Origin of the sequence: Streptomyces griseosporeus (assembly GCF_014656055.1) — a bacterium.
Lineage (GTDB): Bacteria > Actinomycetota > Actinomycetes > Streptomycetales > Streptomycetaceae > Streptomyces > Streptomyces griseosporeus.
On sequence record NZ_BNBR01000001.1, the window covers coordinates 1,962,025 to 1,977,772 of the forward strand.

The 15,748-nt window shown below is 73.3% G+C and carries 13 protein-coding genes and 1 riboswitch; of the genes, 4 read left to right on the forward strand and 9 right to left on the reverse strand.

The window, feature by feature from the left end; translation table 11 throughout:
* The first annotated feature begins 213 nt into the window (after window positions 1-213).
* Entirely contained in the window at window positions 214-1,245 is a 1,032-nt protein-coding gene (sepH, locus tag IE308_RS08480; protein ID WP_110631731.1) for a septation protein SepH, read from the forward strand.
* Window positions 1,246-1,399: 154 nt separating this feature from the next.
* On the opposite strand, the gene IE308_RS08485 is transcribed toward sepH, so the two are convergent.
* Window positions 1,400-2,251 (reverse strand): sulfurtransferase, encoded by an 852-nt coding sequence (locus IE308_RS08485; RefSeq protein ID WP_190217224.1) that lies wholly within the window; start codon window positions 2,249-2,251, stop codon window positions 1,400-1,402.
* A gap of 286 nt (window positions 2,252-2,537) precedes the next feature.
* Between IE308_RS08485 and IE308_RS08490 the strand changes: the two genes are divergently transcribed.
* Both IE308_RS08490 and IE308_RS08495 read left to right on the forward strand, forming a co-directional pair.
* Window positions 2,538-3,341 carry a VOC family protein gene (locus IE308_RS08490; RefSeq protein WP_190217225.1) on the forward strand — a complete coding sequence of 268 codons (804 nt, stop codon included), beginning with the start codon at window positions 2,538-2,540 and terminating at the stop codon, window positions 3,339-3,341.
* 71 nt (window positions 3,342-3,412) lie between these two features.
* Entirely contained in the window at window positions 3,413-4,723 is a 1,311-nt protein-coding gene (locus tag IE308_RS08495) for a hypothetical protein (protein WP_190217226.1), read from the forward strand.
* Window positions 4,724-4,737: 14 nt separating this feature from the next.
* On the opposite strand, the gene IE308_RS08500 is transcribed toward IE308_RS08495, so the two are convergent.
* Genes IE308_RS08500 through IE308_RS08515 form a run of 4 tightly spaced genes read right to left on the reverse strand, consistent with a single transcriptional unit; the run spans window position 4,738 to window position 10,107 of the window.
* Window positions 4,738-5,388, reverse strand: a complete 651-nt coding sequence (locus tag IE308_RS08500; RefSeq protein ID WP_110631723.1) for a thymidine kinase — start codon at window positions 5,386-5,388, stop codon at window positions 4,738-4,740.
* Between the two features lie 48 nt (window positions 5,389-5,436).
* Entirely contained in the window at window positions 5,437-6,630 is a 1,194-nt protein-coding gene (locus tag IE308_RS08505; RefSeq protein ID WP_190217227.1) for an alkaline phosphatase family protein, read from the reverse strand.
* Window positions 6,630-7,226, reverse strand: a complete 597-nt coding sequence (locus tag IE308_RS08510; protein WP_110631717.1) for a DUF5998 family protein — start codon at window positions 7,224-7,226, stop codon at window positions 6,630-6,632. Before IE308_RS08510 ends, IE308_RS08505 begins: the two co-directional genes overlap by 1 nt.
* Before the next feature lie 55 nt (window positions 7,227-7,281).
* Window positions 7,282-10,107: a bifunctional acetate--CoA ligase family protein/GNAT family N-acetyltransferase gene (locus IE308_RS08515; protein WP_190217228.1), complete on the reverse strand. Its 2,826-nt coding sequence runs from the start codon at window positions 10,105-10,107 to the stop codon at window positions 7,282-7,284.
* 179 nt (window positions 10,108-10,286) lie between these two features.
* Here IE308_RS08515 and IE308_RS08520 point away from each other — a divergent pair, with 179 nt between their 5' ends.
* The gene (locus IE308_RS08520; RefSeq protein WP_030235221.1) at window positions 10,287-10,568 is read left to right on the forward strand and encodes an HPr family phosphocarrier protein; all 282 of its coding nucleotides are present in this window, start codon (window positions 10,287-10,289) and stop codon (window positions 10,566-10,568) included.
* A gap of 194 nt (window positions 10,569-10,762) precedes the next feature.
* Here IE308_RS08520 and IE308_RS08525 read toward each other — a convergent pair whose 3' ends face one another.
* From IE308_RS08525 to IE308_RS08540, 4 genes are all read right to left on the reverse strand, one after another.
* Window positions 10,763-11,449, reverse strand: coding sequence for a GntR family transcriptional regulator (locus tag IE308_RS08525; protein WP_190217229.1), 687 nt, complete (start codon window positions 11,447-11,449; stop codon window positions 10,763-10,765).
* A gap of 196 nt (window positions 11,450-11,645) precedes the next feature.
* On the reverse strand, window positions 11,646-12,419 hold the full coding sequence (locus tag IE308_RS08530) for a M23 family metallopeptidase (RefSeq protein WP_190217230.1): 774 nt from the start codon (window positions 12,417-12,419) through the stop codon (window positions 11,646-11,648).
* Window positions 12,420-12,431: 12 nt separating this feature from the next.
* Window positions 12,432-12,595: riboswitch (cyclic di-AMP (ydaO/yuaA leader) on the reverse strand.
* Between the two features lie 226 nt (window positions 12,596-12,821).
* Complete coding sequence (locus tag IE308_RS08535; RefSeq protein WP_190217231.1) at window positions 12,822-14,210, reverse strand: M16 family metallopeptidase; 1,389 nt, start codon at window positions 14,208-14,210, stop codon at window positions 12,822-12,824.
* Window positions 14,207-15,601, reverse strand: coding sequence for a M16 family metallopeptidase (locus tag IE308_RS08540; protein WP_110631702.1), 1,395 nt, complete (start codon window positions 15,599-15,601; stop codon window positions 14,207-14,209). Before IE308_RS08540 ends, IE308_RS08535 begins: the two co-directional genes overlap by 4 nt.
* Window positions 15,602-15,748: the final 147 nt, after the last annotated feature.

A 15,748-nucleotide genomic window follows, 5' to 3' on the forward strand; every position in this document is an offset into this window, starting at 1 on the left:
ACCGCCAGAAGGGGGGCTGGGTTGCACAGGGTGACGCTGTTGGTCACTTAGCGTGGCGAATAGGTAACCGTGCCATAACGGCGATCCAGGGCCCGTGCCCGACACGCCGGGCAACTCGGCAAGGTTGTGGCAGGCTGCACCCGGGCAGGCCACACTCGACTAGCGGAAGCAGCGACGCACGTGACGTCGGCAGGCACCACCCGGGAGGTCCCCATGCCCGAACTGCGTGTCGTGGCCGTCTCGAATGACGGCACACGGCTGGTGCTGAAGGCTGCGGACTCAACGGAGTACACGCTTCCGATTGACGAACGGCTCCGCGCCGCCGTGCGCGGCGACCGTCCCCGCCTCGGCCAGATCGAGATCGAGGTGGAGAGCCATCTCCGCCCCCGTGACATCCAGGCACGTATACGCGCCGGCGCGACCGCGGAAGAGGTCGCGCAGATGGCCGGCATCCCCGTCGACCGCGTACGGCGCTTCGAGGGCCCTGTGCTCGCCGAGCGCGCCTTCATGGCCGAACGCGCCCGCAAGACACCCGTGCGCCGGCCCGGCGAGAACACCGGACCCCAGCTCGGCGAGGCCGTACAGGAGCGACTGCTGCTGCGCGGTGCCGAGAAGGACAGCGTGCAGTGGGACTCCTGGCGCCGCGACGACGGCACCTGGGAGGTCATGCTGGTCTACCGGGTCGCGGGCGAACCGCACTCGGCGAGCTGGACGTACGACCCGCCCCGGCGGCTCGTCCAGGCCGTCGACGACGAGGCGCGCTCGCTGATCGGCGAGTCCGACGACCTCGCCGCGCCCGAGCCGAGCTTCCCGTTCGTGCCACGCATCGCCCGGCTCCCGCGCGACCGTCCGCTGGACCGCACCCTTGACCGGGAGCGGCCGAGCTTGCCGGCCCAGCCGTCCGAGCCGGCCGAGGAGACCACGGGCGAGCGGGACTCGCTGACCAGCCTGCTGGAGGCCGTACCGAGCTTCCGGGGCGATCTGGTCGTACCGGAGCGGCCGGCGGAACCGGCGGAGGAGCCCGACGAGGAGCCCGCCGCGGAGGAGCCTCCGGCACCGGCCGCGTCGGCCGGGTCGGCCTACGCGGACGTGCTGATGCCGCGTTCCATCGGCAGCCACCGGGACCGGCTCATCGGCGCCACCGACCGCCAGGCCGAGGCGGACGGCGTCCGGCCCGGCCGGCGTGCCGCGGTGCCCAGCTGGGACGAGATCGTCTTCGGCACGCGCCGCAAGAAGCAGGAGTAGCGGCCTCACGTGACGGCCTGAGGCGCCGACAGGCCCCTCCACGCGGTGGAAGTGCGCGGGCGGGGGCGGCTCTCTTCCGGGAGCCGCCCCCGCCCGCGCGTCCACGTGGCGGCTCTCCTTTCGGGAGTTGCCTCCACCCGCGCTTCCGCGGCCCCTACTGCGGGTCCGGGCCCACCGCCACCGGGCGGTCCGGGTCGGAGGACCACTCCGACCACGAACCGACGTACAGGGCCGCCGGGATGCCCGCCACGGCCAGGGCCAGCACCTCGTGCGCCCCCGAGACGCCCGAGCCGCAGTAGACCCCGACCGGCGTGCCGTCGTCGGCTCCCAGGGCCTTGAAGCGGGCCCTGAGTTCCTCGGCGGGCAGGAAGCGGCCGTCGGGGGCCACGTTGTCGGTGGTGGGCGCCGAGACCGCGCCCGGGATGTGGCCGCCGACCCGGTCGATCGGCTCGACCTCACCCCGGTACCGCTCCCCCGCCCGCGCGTCGAACAACACGCCGGAACGGGCCAGCGCGGCGGCGCCGTCCGCGTCGAGGAACCCCCTCTCCCCCGGCTCGGGCCGGAAGTCGCCCTCCTCCGGCCGGGGAACGTCCGTCGTCAACTCGCCTTGCCACGCAGGCAACCCGCCGTCGAGTACCCGCACGTCCGGGTGACCCGTCCACCGCAGCAGCCACCACGCGCGGGCCGCCGCCCAGCCCTGCCCGCCGTCGTACACGACGACCGGCCGGGCCGCCGACACACCGGCCCGGCGCATCGCGGCGCCGAACACCTCCAGGTCGGGCAGCGGGTGCCGGCCCGCCGGACCGGGCGCGGAGGCCAACTCGGCGTCCAGGTCGACGTAGACGGCGCCGGGGATGTGGCCGGCCGCGTAGGCGGCACGGCCGTCGAACGGCGGCTCACCGGCCGCCTTGGCGAGGCTGAGCTGCCAGCGGACGTCGAGCAGCACCGGCGGCTCGCCGCCGGCCAGCTCGGCCGCGAGGCCGGATGCGGAGATGATGGCGTTCATGGCCACCATCCTCGCGCACGGGGTGGCCGCATCGTCCATGTCCGGCTACTCTGCTCGGCCGGACAGGCTCGATCACCAGGCGTACGGGATCGGGCACATGCTGTACAGGCGATCATCATCCGTCGGCAGCCGCGCGGAAACGGACAGGGATACGAACCACGACCGTCCCGCTTCGTACGGCGGCGCGCCCGGAGCGCGCGGACGACGGGTGGTGCGAGCATCGCCACGGGGGTCCGGAGAGCGGAAGCGACAACGGCCGCCGCAAGGGGCCGAGAAGAGAGTGACGATGACCGAGGCACCCGGGACGGCCGGCCGAGACGGCGAGGCGCACGCGCGGTACGCGCCCGGCACGCCCTGCTGGGTGAGTCTGATGGTGCACGGGCTGGAGGCGGCCGAGGACTTCTACCGCGCCCTGTTCGGCTGGGAGTTCGAGCCCGGCCCCCCGCAGCTCGGCCCGTACGCGCGGGCGCTGCTGGACGGCCGTGAGGTGGCCGGCATCGGCCAACTGCCCGTCGACCGCCATCTGCCCATCGCGTGGACGCCGTACCTCGCCTCCGCCGACGTGGACCACACCGCCGAGGCGGTACGGCTGTGCGGCGGCACCGTCGGCGTCGGTCCGCTGGACGCGGCCGAGGCCGGGCGGCTCGCGATCGGCTCCGACCCGAGCGGCGCGGTCTTCGGCGTGTGGCAGGCGGCGGCACACCTCGTTACGACCGTCACGGACGTGCCCGGCGCCCCGGTCTGGAACGAGCTGCTGACCTTCGAGGCGGCCCCCGTCGCCAAGTTCTACGAGACCCTGTTCGGTTACGAGCAGGAACCGGCCGCTTCCGGCGACCTCGACCACATCACCCTGCGCCTCGACGGCCGCCCGGTCGCCGGCATCCACGGCGTGGGCCCCGCGCTGCCCCGCGACCGGGGCCCGCACTGGATGACGTACTTCCAGGTCTCCGACACCGACGAGGCCCTGGAGCGGCTGGCCGGCCTCGGCGGCCATGTCCTCACACCCGCGGCGGACAGCGCCCACGGACGCGTGGCGACGGTGTCGGACCCGGAGGGGGCGCGGTTCGCGCTGCTCCAGGCGGCGGGCTGACGCACGCGGCGGTCGGGGGGTCCCCGCCGGACAGCGGCCGTAGTCTGTTGCCGGAAAATCAAGGGGAGACGATGACTGACGACCGCAAGGCAATCGTTCCGGTGTGGATGCTGGCGACGGGTGACGTCCGGGTGCCCGAACTGGCCGGGGACGAGCCGATGACGGCTGAGCGCCTCGCTGAACTGCGCGGTGTGCTGGCCGGGCTGGCCGACGAGCCGATCGCCACGCTCGAGGCGCATCCGCTGCCCGACCGGCTCGACCGCGGCTCGGGTATCGCGCTCGACGCCGCGAGCCCCCTGGCGAAGCACCTGACCGAACTCATCACGCAGTCGGTGCGCACCTCTCCCGCGGCGGCCAAGGCGGCCGCTGCCGGGGAAGGCCTGTACCAGCTTGTGGTTCCGGCGAAGGTCGCCGCCCAGTTCGGTCAGGGCATGGTGCGCCCGATGGTGGCGAAGGGGACGGCCGACGGCATCCGTAGCGCACTCGTCGACTCGGCCGGACGCATCGTCGGGCACGGGACGTTCGAGCCGGTCGGCAAGGCGGCAGCCGCGGGCGCGGTCGGTGGAGCCGGTGCGACAGCCGGTGTGGCGACCGCCGGCGGCGCGGCGCTCACCGTGGCCGCGCCGCTCGTGCTCATGGCCTTGGCGGTGGGGGTGAGCGCCCATGCCGACCGCAGGCGTCAGCAGGCCATCGACCACATCACGGGGCTGCTGGAGCAACTGCACGAGCAGAAGCTGGAAGACGAGTACAGCGAACTCGACGGCTGTCGCGATGCCATCGACAAGGCCACCGCTCTTCTCCTGGACCAGGGCAAGCTGGGCGTCTCGTTGGGACTTGACTCGGCCGTCCATGCGATCAACACGGCGTTGGGAGCCGCTGACCGGCGCCTTGCCCAGTGGCGGGTCGCGCTCGACAAGCTGCCGGACGACAAGCCGGTCGAGATCGGCACGCTGACCAAGTCGTTCCCCGGGGTCGACGAACAGGACGGTGTGTTCCACGCCCACCTCGAACTCGCCGCCTTGGCGATCGCGCTGAAGCGGCGGGTCATCGTGCTGCAGGCCGTCGAGCATGCGCAGGAGGACCCCGACAACCTGTTCGCGCACTTCGTGCGTGCCCTCAAGCGGGATCAGCAGCGCCTCGACGAACTGGAGTCGGGCATCGCCGGTGTCCTGGTACGCCTGTCGGCACTGGAGCTGGCCCGTCCGCAGGGCCGGCGGCCCGTCTTCACGACCGCCGAGGTCGACCGGCTGATGCGCGCGGCACACCGGATCCACAAGCTGGGCGACGGTGTCGTCACCGACAGCCGGGCGACGGAGGTGGCGATCGAGATCGCGCGCGACCGGGACGGCTCGGTGGTGGTGTTCCCGGCGCGGCCCGCGTAGGCGGTCCTCCGGCGTCAGCCCGGCTGTACCGGCAGTACGTCCGGGGACAGGGCCGCCGCTCGGGCCGTCGCCGCTGTCATGCGGCGGCGGTGGTGGCGGCGGCACAGGACCTCGTAACCGATCTCGTCCGCGGACTGGTTGACGTCGCCGACGACGACCTGCGCGCCCTCGACGACCATCACGCCGCCCACCGTGCGGGCGTTGTGCGTGGCGCGGGCGCCGCACCAGCACAGGGCCTCCACCTGGAGGACCTCGACGCGGTCGGCCAGTTCGACCAGCCGCTGCGAACCGGGGAAGAGCTTGGAGCGGAAGTCGGTGGTGATGCCGAAGGCGTAGACGTCCAGCTCCAGGTCGTCGACGATGCGGGCGAGCTGGTCGATCTGTTCGGGGGCGAGGAACTGGGCCTCGTCGGCGATGACGTAGTCGGCGCGGCCGCCCTGGGAGAGGTGCTCGACGAGATAGGCGTACAGGTCCATGCCGTCCTCGACCTCCACCGCGTCGGTGACCAGGCCGAGCCGGGAGGACAGCTTGCCCTCGCCCGCGCGGTCGTCGCGCGTGAAGATCATGCCCTGGAGGCCGCGCGCGGAGCGGTTGTGCTCGATCTGCAGAGCCAGCGTCGACTTCCCGCAGTCCATGGTTCCGGAGAAGAACACCAGCTCGGGCATGGGGAGTTGAGAGCCTTTCGGGGAAAGGGAGAGACGTGGTGGAGGGGGTCAGGAGCGTACTTCGAGCAGCGGGACCAGCTGCTCGGCGGGGGTCATCGAGCCGTGGTTGCCGACCATGACCGACTCGTTCGGCTCGCGCTGCGACGCGATGAGCAGGACGTCGTCGTGGGCGGCCGCGACGACGTCGCCGATGCGCTCGTACACCCGCTCGTCGATGTGCGGTCCGAACCAGCCCGCCGCGATCGCCTCGTCGCGGGAGGCCACCCAGAACTGCTCGCCGAGCACCTCGCGCCAGACGGTGAGGACGTCGTTCGCGGCGCCGGGGACGGCGTAGACGTGCCGGGCGCGGCCCTCGCCGCCGAGCAGGGCGACACCGGCCCGCAGCTCCCAGTCCTCGTCGAAGTCGATGCGGTGCTCCTCGTCGAGCGCTACGTCGATCATGCCGTGGTCGGCGGTGACGTACAGCGCGGTGCGCGGCGGGAGCTGCTCGGCCAGGCGCTGGGCGAGCCGGTCGACGGTCATGAGCTGGCCGCGCCAGGTGTCGGAGGCGACGCCGTAGCGGTGGCCGGCGCCGTCGAGTTCGGCGTAGTACGTGTAGACCAGGGCGCGGTCGCCGGCGGCGAGCTGTTCCGCCGCCAGGTCCATGCGCTCCTCGCCGGTGAGCCGCCCGTGGAAGGTGCCGCCGCTCAGGGCGACCTTGGTGAGCGGGGTGTTCTGGAAGGAGGGGGAGGACACCTGCGCGGCGTGCACCCCGGCGTCGTGGGCGAGCTGGAAGACCGTGGGGTAGGGCTGCCAGGGCCGCGGCGAGGTCCAGGGGTGCCAGCGCAGCTGGTTCATCAGCTCGCCGGTGGCCGGGTTGCGCACCGTGTAGCCGGGCAGGCCGTGGGCGCCGGGAGGCAGGCCGGTGCCGACGGACGCGAGGGAGGTCGCGGTGGTGGCCGGGTAGCCGGCGGTGAGCGGGCGTCCGGTGCCGCCGCGCGAGGTCGGCAGGAGCGAGGTGAGGAACGGCGCCTCGTCGGAGTGGGCGCGCAGCTGCTCCCAGCCGAGCCCGTCGATGAGGAAGACGCAGTTGCGGTCGGCGGGGGCCAGCTCCTCGATGGCGGCGGTCGTGCCGGGCACGCCCATGCCCGCGGCGAGGGTGGGCAGCAGGTCGGCGAGCGAGCCGGTGCCGTACTCGGGGGCGGGCGCGGAGGAGACGGCCAGGGGCTCGGGATGGTGGTCCCAGACGGTGGGCTGCGCCATCAGCGGGAGGTGTCCGCGGTCGCCTCGGAGATGGCCTGCGCGAAGGCGAGCGCCTGGCGCACCGTCTCCGGGCCGTCCCCGGCCTCGCTCACGCGCAGGCTGAGGTCGTCCGCCGTCGAGTTGCCGGTGTAGCCGTGGTCGGCGTCGCAGTTCGGGTCGCCGCAGGCGGCGGGCTCCAGGTCGATGCGGGAGACGGCGCCCCAGCCGATGGTGAGGACGACCTCGCGGGGCAGGGTGCCCGGCGTGTACGACTCCGGGTTGGCGACCACGCGGCTGACCACGACGGAGGAGATGCGGCCCAGCTTGACCGACTCCGTGGACGTGGTGGCGTACGGCGTCGGGGAGGTGCTGTCGGCGGCCTGCTCGTCGGTGTGGCTGACGATGAAACGCGTGTCGGTGAGGACGAGGACGGTGACATGCCGCCGCACCTCGTTCTGGTCGAACGTCGTCTCCTGATGGACCAGGTACGACCGCACGGGCTCGCCGCCCACGGCGGCCTCCACCGCCTCGGCCACGAGGGCCGGGTAGTAGCCGCTGCGCTCGATCGCCGCACGCAGCCCCTGGGTCGTCGTACTGGTCTTGGCCATGATGTCCATCCTACGGGGGCCCACTGACTGCGAGGGACCGCTCGGCTCCGGCCGGTTCGGCCGGTCAGTAGGCGGGGAGGGTGCGCGGGCCGAGGTCGTCGCGGGCCGGTGGGGGCGCGAGGCGCACGGAGGCGCCGAGGACGGTCAGACCGCGCGGGGCGACGACGACCGGCTCCAGGGTGACCGCGACCACTTCGGGGTGGTCGTCGACCAGGCGGGACACGCGCAGCAGCAGCTCCTCCAGGGCCGGGGTGTCGACCGGGGTCGAGCCGCGCCAGCCGAACAGCAGCGGGGCCGTCCGGATCGAACGCACCAGCGAGGTGGCGTCCCGGTCGGTGACGGGGACGAGCCGGTGCGCCATGTCGCCGAGCAGCTGGGAGGCCGCGCCGGCGAGTCCGAAGGACAGCACCGCGCCGGCCGCCGGGTCGATCACGGACCGTACGACCGTGTCGACACCGCGCGGTGCCATCGCCTGGACCACGGGGCGGACCTCGTCGGGCTTGCCGAAGGTCTCGGTCAGCTCGGCGTACGCGCGGCGCAGCTGTTCCTCGTCCGCCAGGTCGAGGCGTACGCCGCCGAGGTCGGCGCGGTGCCTGAGGTGCGGGGCGGTGGCCTTGAGGGCGACGGGGTAACCGAGGGCGCGGGCGGCGTCGGCGGCGGCGTCGGCCGTCGGGGCGGGCAGCGCCGGGCGGACGTGGATGCCGTAGCGGCCGAGCAGCTCGCCGGTGGCCTCCGTGCTGAGGGTGAGGCCCTGCCCGCGCGCGAGCAGGCCGTCGATCAGCTGGGCGGCGCCCTTCTGGTCGATGTCGTCGTACTCGGGCACCTTGCCGGGCTCGGCGGCCTCCCGCCGCCACTGGGCGTAGCGCACGGCTTCGGCGAGGGCGCGTACGGCGCGTTCGGCGGCGGGGTAGGCGGGGATGAGGCGCGGGCCGGTGGCGGGGGGTTCCTCCGGCGGGGTGGTGGGGGGCAGCTGCTGCGAGGGGCGGATCCGGCGGGCGCCGCCGGGTGCCTGGTCGGCGGCCTGCGGGGCGGTGCTCGCCGCGGCGGACAGGGCTTCGGCCAGGCCGCCCAGCTCCACGTGGACCACCAGGACCGGCTTGCCGGGTACCGCCTCGGCCGCCGAGCGCAGCGCCTCCGCCAGTTCGGCGTCGCCGGGTGAGCCCTCTCCGATCGCCGGGATGGCGGTGACGACGACGGCGTCGCACGTGTCGTCGGCCAGCGCCCGTGCCAGGGCCGCCCGAAAGTCCTCGGCGGAGGCGGCCGTCGTGAGGTCCAGCGGTCGGTGCGGGCGCAGGCCGGCGGCGAGGCACTGGTCGTAGGTGAGCACGCCGAGGGACTCGGAGTTGCCGAGGATGGCGACGCGCGGGCCGGCCGGGAGCGGCTGGCGGGCCAGCAGCAGGCCCGCGTCGACCAGCTCGGTGATGGTGTCGACGCGGATCACGCCCGCCTGCCGGAGCAGCGCGGATACCGTGGCGTGGGGCAGCCGCGTGGCGCGGACGGCGTGGCCCTGGGGGGCGGTGCCGGTGCCCTGGACGACGACGAGCGGCTTGGCGGCGGCGGTGCGCCGGGCGAGGCGGGTGAACTTGCGCGGGTTGCCGATGGACTCCAGGTACATCAGCACGACGTCGGTGTCGGGGTCGTCGTACCAGTACTGCAGGACGTCGTTGCCCGAGACGTCGGCGCGGTTGCCGGCGGAGACGAACGTGGACACGCCGGTGACGCCGGTGACGCCGCCGCCGCGGCGGTGCAGCCGGGACAGCAGGGCGATGCCGATGGCGCCGGACTGCGCGAACAGGCCGATCCGGCCGGGCCGGGGCATCTCGGGGGCGAGGGAGGCGTTGAGCCGGACGCCGGCGGAGGTGTTGATGACGCCGAAGGCGTTGGGGCCGATGATCCGCATGCCGTACGCGCGCGCGTGCCGGACGAGTGCGCGCTGGCGTTCGCGTCCGTCGGGGCCGCTCTCGGCGTACCCGGCGGAGACCACGACGAGGCCCTGTACGCCGTGCTCGCCGCACTCGGCGACGACCTCGGGGACGTGGTCGGCCGGGACGGCGACGACCGCGAGGTCCACGGGGCCGTCGATGTCGCGCACCGAGCGGTAGGCGGGGACGCCGTCGAGTTCGCTGAGGTCCTCGGGGAAGGCGCGGTTCACGGCGTAGAGGCGGCCGGTGTAGCCGGCCTCGCGGAGGTTGCCGAGGATGCTGCGGCCGACGCCGCCGGGGCTGCGGCCGGTGCCGACGACGGCGAGCGAGCCGGGCATCAGCAGCCGCTGCACGGAGCGGGCCTCGGCGCGCTGCTCGCGCGCGTACTGCACGGCGAGGGAACGCTCGGTGGGTTCCAGGTCGAACTCCAGGCGGACGACGCCGTCCTCGAAGCTGCGCTTCTGGGTGTACCCGGCGTCCGTGAACACCTTGATCATCTTGGTGTTGGCGGGCAGCACCTCGGCGGCGAAGCGGCGGATGCCGCGCTCGCGGGCGACGGCGGCGATGTGCTCCAGGAGGGCGGAGGCGACGCCGCGGCCCTGGTGGGCGTCCTGGACGAGGAAGGCGACCTCGGCCTCGTCGGCCGGTGCGGACGCGGGCATTCCGTCGGTGCCGATCCGGTCGTAGCGTACGGTGGCGATGAACTCGCCGCCGATCGTGGCCGCGAGTCCCACCCGGTCCACAAAGTCGTGGTGCGTGAAGCGGTGGACGTCCTTGGCGGACAGGCGCGGGTAGGGCGCGAAGAAGCGGTAGTACTTCGACTCGTCCGAGACCTGCTCGTAGAAGCTGACCAGTCGGTCCGCGTCGTCGACGGTGATGGGGCGGATGCGTGCGGTGCCGCCGTCGCGGAGCACCACGTCGGCTTCCCAGTGGGCGGGGTACTCCTGCCGGTCCGAGGCGCTCTGCATGGGCCCCAGAGTACGGCTCGCGTACGACAACGGCGCGAGGCAGTCTGTGGAGGACGGCCGTCGGGCCGAGGCCGCGGCCCGGCAGCCGCCGCCGGGGCGGTCGCAGGACCTCTCCGGGCATGCTTCACGATGTGGGAAACTGGTCTAGACAACCCTGAACACCTGAAGGGCAGCAACACATGGCTGAGCGCCGCGTCAACGTCGGCTGGGCCGAGGGTCTCCACGCCCGCCCCGCCTCCATCTTCGTCCGAGCCGCCACGGCCGCAGGCGTCCCGGTGACGATCGCCAAGGCCGGCGGCACCCCCGTCAACGCGGCCTCCATGCTGGCCGTCCTGGGCCTGGGCGCCCAGGGCGGTGAGGAGATCGTCCTCGCCTCCGACGCGGAGGGTGCGGACGCCGCCCTCGACCGTCTGGCGAAGCTGGTCTCCGAGGGTCTCGAGGAGCTTCCCGAGACCGTCTGAGCCGTCCGTCGTACACGCCGGAGCCGTGTCGCCCTTTTCCCGGGGCGGCGCGGCTCCGCCGTTTTCCGGGGCGGCGCGGTCCGTCGTTTCCGGGCACACGGAAAACGCGTCGGCATGAATTCACGCCGCACGCGGAGAAAGGCAGCAGAAATACGCCGCCATCGAATATCCCCTCTTTGTATACGGCCCCTGTGTTAATGCCGCGGGCCCGCCACGTTTACGGGATGTTGCGAAGTCCTCACACGGTCCGCGGCCGTGGCGAACCGCAGCCGGTGGGCGGCGGTGAAACGCTCGGTGTGCTGCGCGGTGACGGCACGCGCGCGTTCGCTGTCGCCGCGGGCCACGGCGTCCACGATGGCGCCGTGCTGCGCCCAGGACTCCACGGGGTCGGCCGGTGCCTCCACGGCGTACATCCAGGCGATCTTGTGCCGGAGCTGGGTGAGCGTCGCGGTCAGCGCCTGGCTGCCGGAGGCCTGGGCGAGCGTCTCATGGAACCAGCCGCCCAGGGAGCGCAGGTCGTCGCTGTTGCCGCGCCTGGCCCGCTCCTGGCCGATCCGGACCAGTCCGCGCAGTACCTTCAGATGGGCCTCGGTGCGGCGCTGGGCGGCCCGGGAGGCGCCGAGCGGCTCCAGCAGCAGGCGCATCTCCAGCAGGTCGGCGGCCTCCTGCTCGGTCGGTTCGGCCACGCACGCGCCCGCGTGCCGGCGCGTCACCACGAAGCCCTCGGCCTCCAGGGTGCGCAGCGCCTCGCGGACGGGGACGCGGGAGACGCCGTAGCGGCGCGCCAGCAGGTCCTCGGTGAGCCGGCTGCCGCGCTCGTAGACACCCGCGACGATGTCGTCCCGGATCGCCGTGCACACCGAATGCGCCGGAATACGCATGACCGACCTCCGCCATAATCCCCGTGACACGTCGACGATTGACGCGTGTTCAGTGACTCTATGGCAATGCGGCCGAATTTCCGACGGCGGCCGGTAATCCATGGATATTTTTTGGCCAGGGAGACCGTGGAGACGGCGTGGAAACGCCGAAGCCCCGGCTCGGGCCGGGGCTTCGGGGAAGAGCGCGGTGACGCCGTCAGAGGCTGACGCCGTGCAGGCGGAGGTAGGCGACCGGGTCGATGTCCGAGCCGTACTCCGGGCTCGTGCGCGCCTCGAAGTGCAGGTGCGGGCCGGTGACGTTGCCGGTCGCGCCCGACAGGCCGATCTGCCGGCCGGCCTCGACGTGCTGCCCGACCGAGACGGCGATGGAGGACAGGTGGCCGTACTGGGTGTACGTGCCGTCGTTCATCCGGATGACGACCTGGTTGCCGTAGGCGCCGCCCCAGCCGGCCTCGACGACGGTGCCGTAGCCGACCGCGTGGACGGGGGTGCCGCTCGCGGCGTGGAAGTCGATGCCGGTGTGGCTGCCGGAGGACCACAGCGAGCCGCCGGTGCGGTAGCCGGTGGAGACGTACGAGTGGGCGATCGGCGCGACGAAGGTGTTCAGGCGCTTGCGCTCGGCCTCGCGGGCCGCGCGCTCCCTGGCCTCGCGGGCCTTCTTCGCCGCCTCGGCGGCCTTCTGGCGGGCGGCCTCCTCGGCCGCCTTGCGCTCGGCGGCCTCCTTCTGCGCCTCCGCCTGGGCGTCGATCTCCTCGGCGACCGAGTCGATCTGCTGGGCGACGGGGTTGTCCACGGCGAGGACCGGCAGCAGCCCGGTCTGCTCGGCGGTGGACTCCGCGGCGAGCGCGGGAGCGGCGAGGGAGCCGATGACGCCGGTGGTGGTGAGGGCGGCGATGCCGGCCGCCTGCGCGGTGGTCCGCTTCATCCGGCTCGGACGGCGGTGCTTACCGGTGGCGCAGATGAACGCCATGTACTGGCTGGTCCTTTCCTTCCCTCTCGCCTACCGGGTTAGCTGACGGGTTCGGAGCAGGAAGGTCTCCTACGGACCCCCTCGCACAGGCGCGGGCGTCCGATTCACCCCAGGGACTGCGATGGGTCCCCGGCTCCCCTGGCTCGCGCCGTACGGGGACTCGGCGATGACTGTCCGGTGCCGCGGGTGCGGCGCACTGCCTGACGAACAGCCCGGACGACGCTAAGGGGACGCACTTTCAATCCTCAAACGGAACAGGGGTTTTGTAGCGCATCCCACAGGCCAGATGGGCAACCTCCGCCCCAATTCGGACATATGGCGGCCCCGTCGCCTTTGGATGCAAAAGGGCCCTGGTGGTCCGTCACCACCAGGGCCCCACGCGCGTGTGCCGCGGCCCGGCTGCTACTCGGCCGGGACGACGGTGACTTCGCCGATGCCGAGCGCCGCCACGGGCTCCTTGATCTGCGCGGCGTCCCCGACGAGGACCGTGACCAGGCGGTCCACCGGGAAGGCGTTCACGACCGCCGCGGTGGCCTCCACGGTGCCGGTGACGGCCAGCCGGCGGTACAGCGCGGCCTGGAAGTCGTCGGGCAGGTGCTGCTCGACCTGGTCGGCCAGCGTGCTCGCCACGGCCGCCGCGGTCTCGTACTTCAGCGGGGCCACGCCGACCAGGTTCTGCACGGCGACGTCGCGTTCGGCGTCGGTCAGGCCCTCCGCGGCGAGGGTGCGCAGCACCTTGAACAGGTCGTCGAGGGCCGGCCCGGTGTTGGGCGTGTCGACCGAGCCGCTGATGGCGAGCATCGAGGCGCCGCTGCCGTCGGGCGCGGAGCGCAGGACCTGCCCGAACGAGCGCACCCCGTAGGTGTAGCCCTTCTCCTCGCGCAGGACGCGGTCCAGGCGGGAGGTGAGGGTGCCGCCGAGGCAGTACGTGCCGAGCACCTGGGCGGGCCAGACGCTGTCGTGCCGGTCGGGGCCGATACGGCCGATCAGCAGCTGCGTCTGGACGGCGCCGGGGCGGTCGACGATGACGACCCGGCCGGTGTCGTCGGCGGTCACCGGCGGCACGGGCCGCGGCGCGGCCGAGGAGCCCGTCCAGGCGCCCAGGGTGTCGCCGAGCAGCTCGTCGAGGTCGATACCGGTGAGGTCGCCGACGACCACGGCGGTGGCGGTGGCGGGCCGCACATGGCGCTCGTAGAAGGCGCGGACGGCCGCGGCGTCGATGCCGGCGACGGTCTCCTCGGTGCCCTGGCGCGGACGCGACATGCGCGAGGTCGCCGGGAACAGCTCCTTGGACAGCTCCTTGGCGGCGCGCCGGGAGGGGTTGGCCAGCTCGTGCGGGATCTCGTCGAGGCGGTTGCGCACCAGGCGCTCGATCTCGCTGTCGGCGAAGGCGGGCGCCCGCAGCGCGTCGGCGACCAGCCCGAGCGCCTTGGCCAGGCGGGAGGCGGGCACCTCCAGGCTGAGCCGGACGCCGGGGTGGTCGGCGTGCGCGTCGAGGGTGGCGCCGCAGCGCTCCAGCTCGGCGGCGAACTCCTCCGCGGAGTGCTTGTCGGTGCCCTCGGAGAAGGCGCGGGCCATGATCGTGGCGACACCGTCGAGCCCGGCCGGCTCGGCGTCCAGCGGCGCGTCGAGCAGCACCTCCACGGCGACGACCTGCTGGCCGGGGCGGTGGCAGCGCAGCACGGTCAGGCCGTTGCCGAGGCTGCCGCGCTCCGGGGCCGGGAAGGCCCACGGCCTGGGCTCGCCCGCCGTGGGCTGCGGGTGGAACTCCATCTGGGCGAGCTCGGTCACTTGGCCGCCTCCTCGTTGTCGTCGGTGGCTTCCACGGTGGCCGCGGACTCCGGGTCTTCGGTGCCTTCCACGTCCTCGGCGTGCTCCGGGGCGAGCGGCTCGTAGACGAGCACGGCGCGGTTGTCGGGGCGCAGGCGCGCCTTGGCGACCTCCTGGACCTCCTCGGGCGTCACCTCCAGCACGCGCTGCACGGCGGTGAGGGCGAGCTGCGGGTCGCCGAACAGGACGGCGAACCGGCACAGTTCGTCGGCGCGGCCTGCGACCGTGCCGAGCCGGTCCAGCCACTCGCGCTCCAGCTGGGCCTGGGCGCGCTCCATCTCCTCGGGGGTGGGCCCCTCCTCGGCGAACCGGGCCAGCTCCTCGTCGATGGCGGCCTCGATGACCGGCACCTCGACGTCACCGGAGGTCTTCACGTCCAGCCAGCCAAGGGAGGGCGCGCCGGCCAGCCGCAGCAGGCCGAAGCCGGCCGCGACGGCCGTACGGTCGCGGCGCACGAGCCGGTTGTACAGGCGGGAGGACTCGCCGCCGCCGAGGACGGTCAGGGCGAGGTCGGCCGCGTCGCACGCGCGCGTGCCGTCGTGCGGCAGCCGGTAGGCGGCCATCAGGGCGCGGGCCGGCACCTCCTCCTCGACGACCTCGCGCAGCTCCCGGCCGATGACGTCGGGCAGGGTGCCGTCGCGGGGCGCGGGCTTGCCGTCGTGGGAGGGGATGGAGCCGAAGTACTTCTCGATCCAGGCGAGGGTCTGCTCGGGGTCGATGTCGCCGACGACCGACAGCACCGCGTTGTTCGGCGCGTAGTAGGTGCGGAAGAACTGGCGCGCGTCCTCCAGGGTGGCCGCGTCCAGGTCCGCCATCGAGCCGATCGGCGTGTGGTGGTACGGGTGGCCCTCCGGGTAGGCGAGGGCGGTCAGCCGCTCGAAGGCGGTGCCGTAGGGGACGTTGTCGTAGCGCTGGCGGCGCTCGTTCTTGACGACGTCGCGCTGGTTCTCCATGGACTCGTCGTCGAGCGCGGCGAGCAGGGAGCCCATGCGGTCGGCCTCCAGCCAGAGGGCGAGCTCCAGCTGGTGGGCGGGCATGGTCTCGAAATAGTTGGTGCGCTCGAAGCTGGTGGTGCCGTTGAGCGAGCCGCCGGCGCCCTGCACCAGCTCGAAGTGACCGTTGCCCTTGACCTGGGCGGAGCCCTGGAACATCAGGTGCTCGAAAAGGTGAGCCAGGCCGGTACGTCCCTTGACTTCGTGGCGGGAGCCGACGTCGTACCAGAGGCACACCGCCGCGACCGGGGTCAGGTGGTCCTCGGAGAGCACCACGCGCAGGCCGTTGGCCAGGCGGTGCTCGGTCGCTGTCAGGCCGCCGGAGCCTGCCTCGGCTGTGGCCGTGTGACCCATGGGCATGTACGTCCCTTCGATCGCGGGCGGTCGTCGAAACCGCTCGTTTCCTGCCGGTCCTGCCACTGTATGCAAGCGGGCGGACGACCGGCGAAGTTCCCGCGGGAGGTACGCCGAGAGCGAGATCGCGTAGCCTCGGCGGTTGACCCCGGA

Coding starts and splice junctions, on each gene's coding strand:
- IE308_RS08540 (WP_110631702.1), bottom strand. CDS start 15,601: ATGCCCATGGGTCACACGGCCACAGCCGAGGCAGGCTCCGGCGGCCTG.
- sepH (WP_110631731.1), top strand. CDS start 214: ATGCCCGAACTGCGTGTCGTGGCCGTCTCGAATGACGGCACACGGCTG.
- IE308_RS08510 (WP_110631717.1), bottom strand. CDS start 7,226: ATGGACATCATGGCCAAGACCAGTACGACGACCCAGGGGCTGCGTGCG.
- IE308_RS08490 (WP_190217225.1), top strand. CDS start 2,538: ATGACCGAGGCACCCGGGACGGCCGGCCGAGACGGCGAGGCGCACGCG.
- IE308_RS08485 (WP_190217224.1), bottom strand. CDS start 2,251: ATGAACGCCATCATCTCCGCATCCGGCCTCGCGGCCGAGCTGGCCGGC.
- IE308_RS08495 (WP_190217226.1), top strand. CDS start 3,413: ATGACTGACGACCGCAAGGCAATCGTTCCGGTGTGGATGCTGGCGACG.
- IE308_RS08515 (WP_190217228.1), bottom strand. CDS start 10,107: ATGCAGAGCGCCTCGGACCGGCAGGAGTACCCCGCCCACTGGGAAGCC.
- IE308_RS08520 (WP_030235221.1), top strand. CDS start 10,287: ATGGCTGAGCGCCGCGTCAACGTCGGCTGGGCCGAGGGTCTCCACGCC.
- IE308_RS08530 (WP_190217230.1), bottom strand. CDS start 12,419: ATGGCGTTCATCTGCGCCACCGGTAAGCACCGCCGTCCGAGCCGGATG.
- IE308_RS08525 (WP_190217229.1), bottom strand. CDS start 11,449: ATGCGTATTCCGGCGCATTCGGTGTGCACGGCGATCCGGGACGACATC.
- IE308_RS08500 (WP_110631723.1), bottom strand. CDS start 5,388: ATGCCCGAGCTGGTGTTCTTCTCCGGAACCATGGACTGCGGGAAGTCG.
- IE308_RS08505 (WP_190217227.1), bottom strand. CDS start 6,630: ATGGCGCAGCCCACCGTCTGGGACCACCATCCCGAGCCCCTGGCCGTC.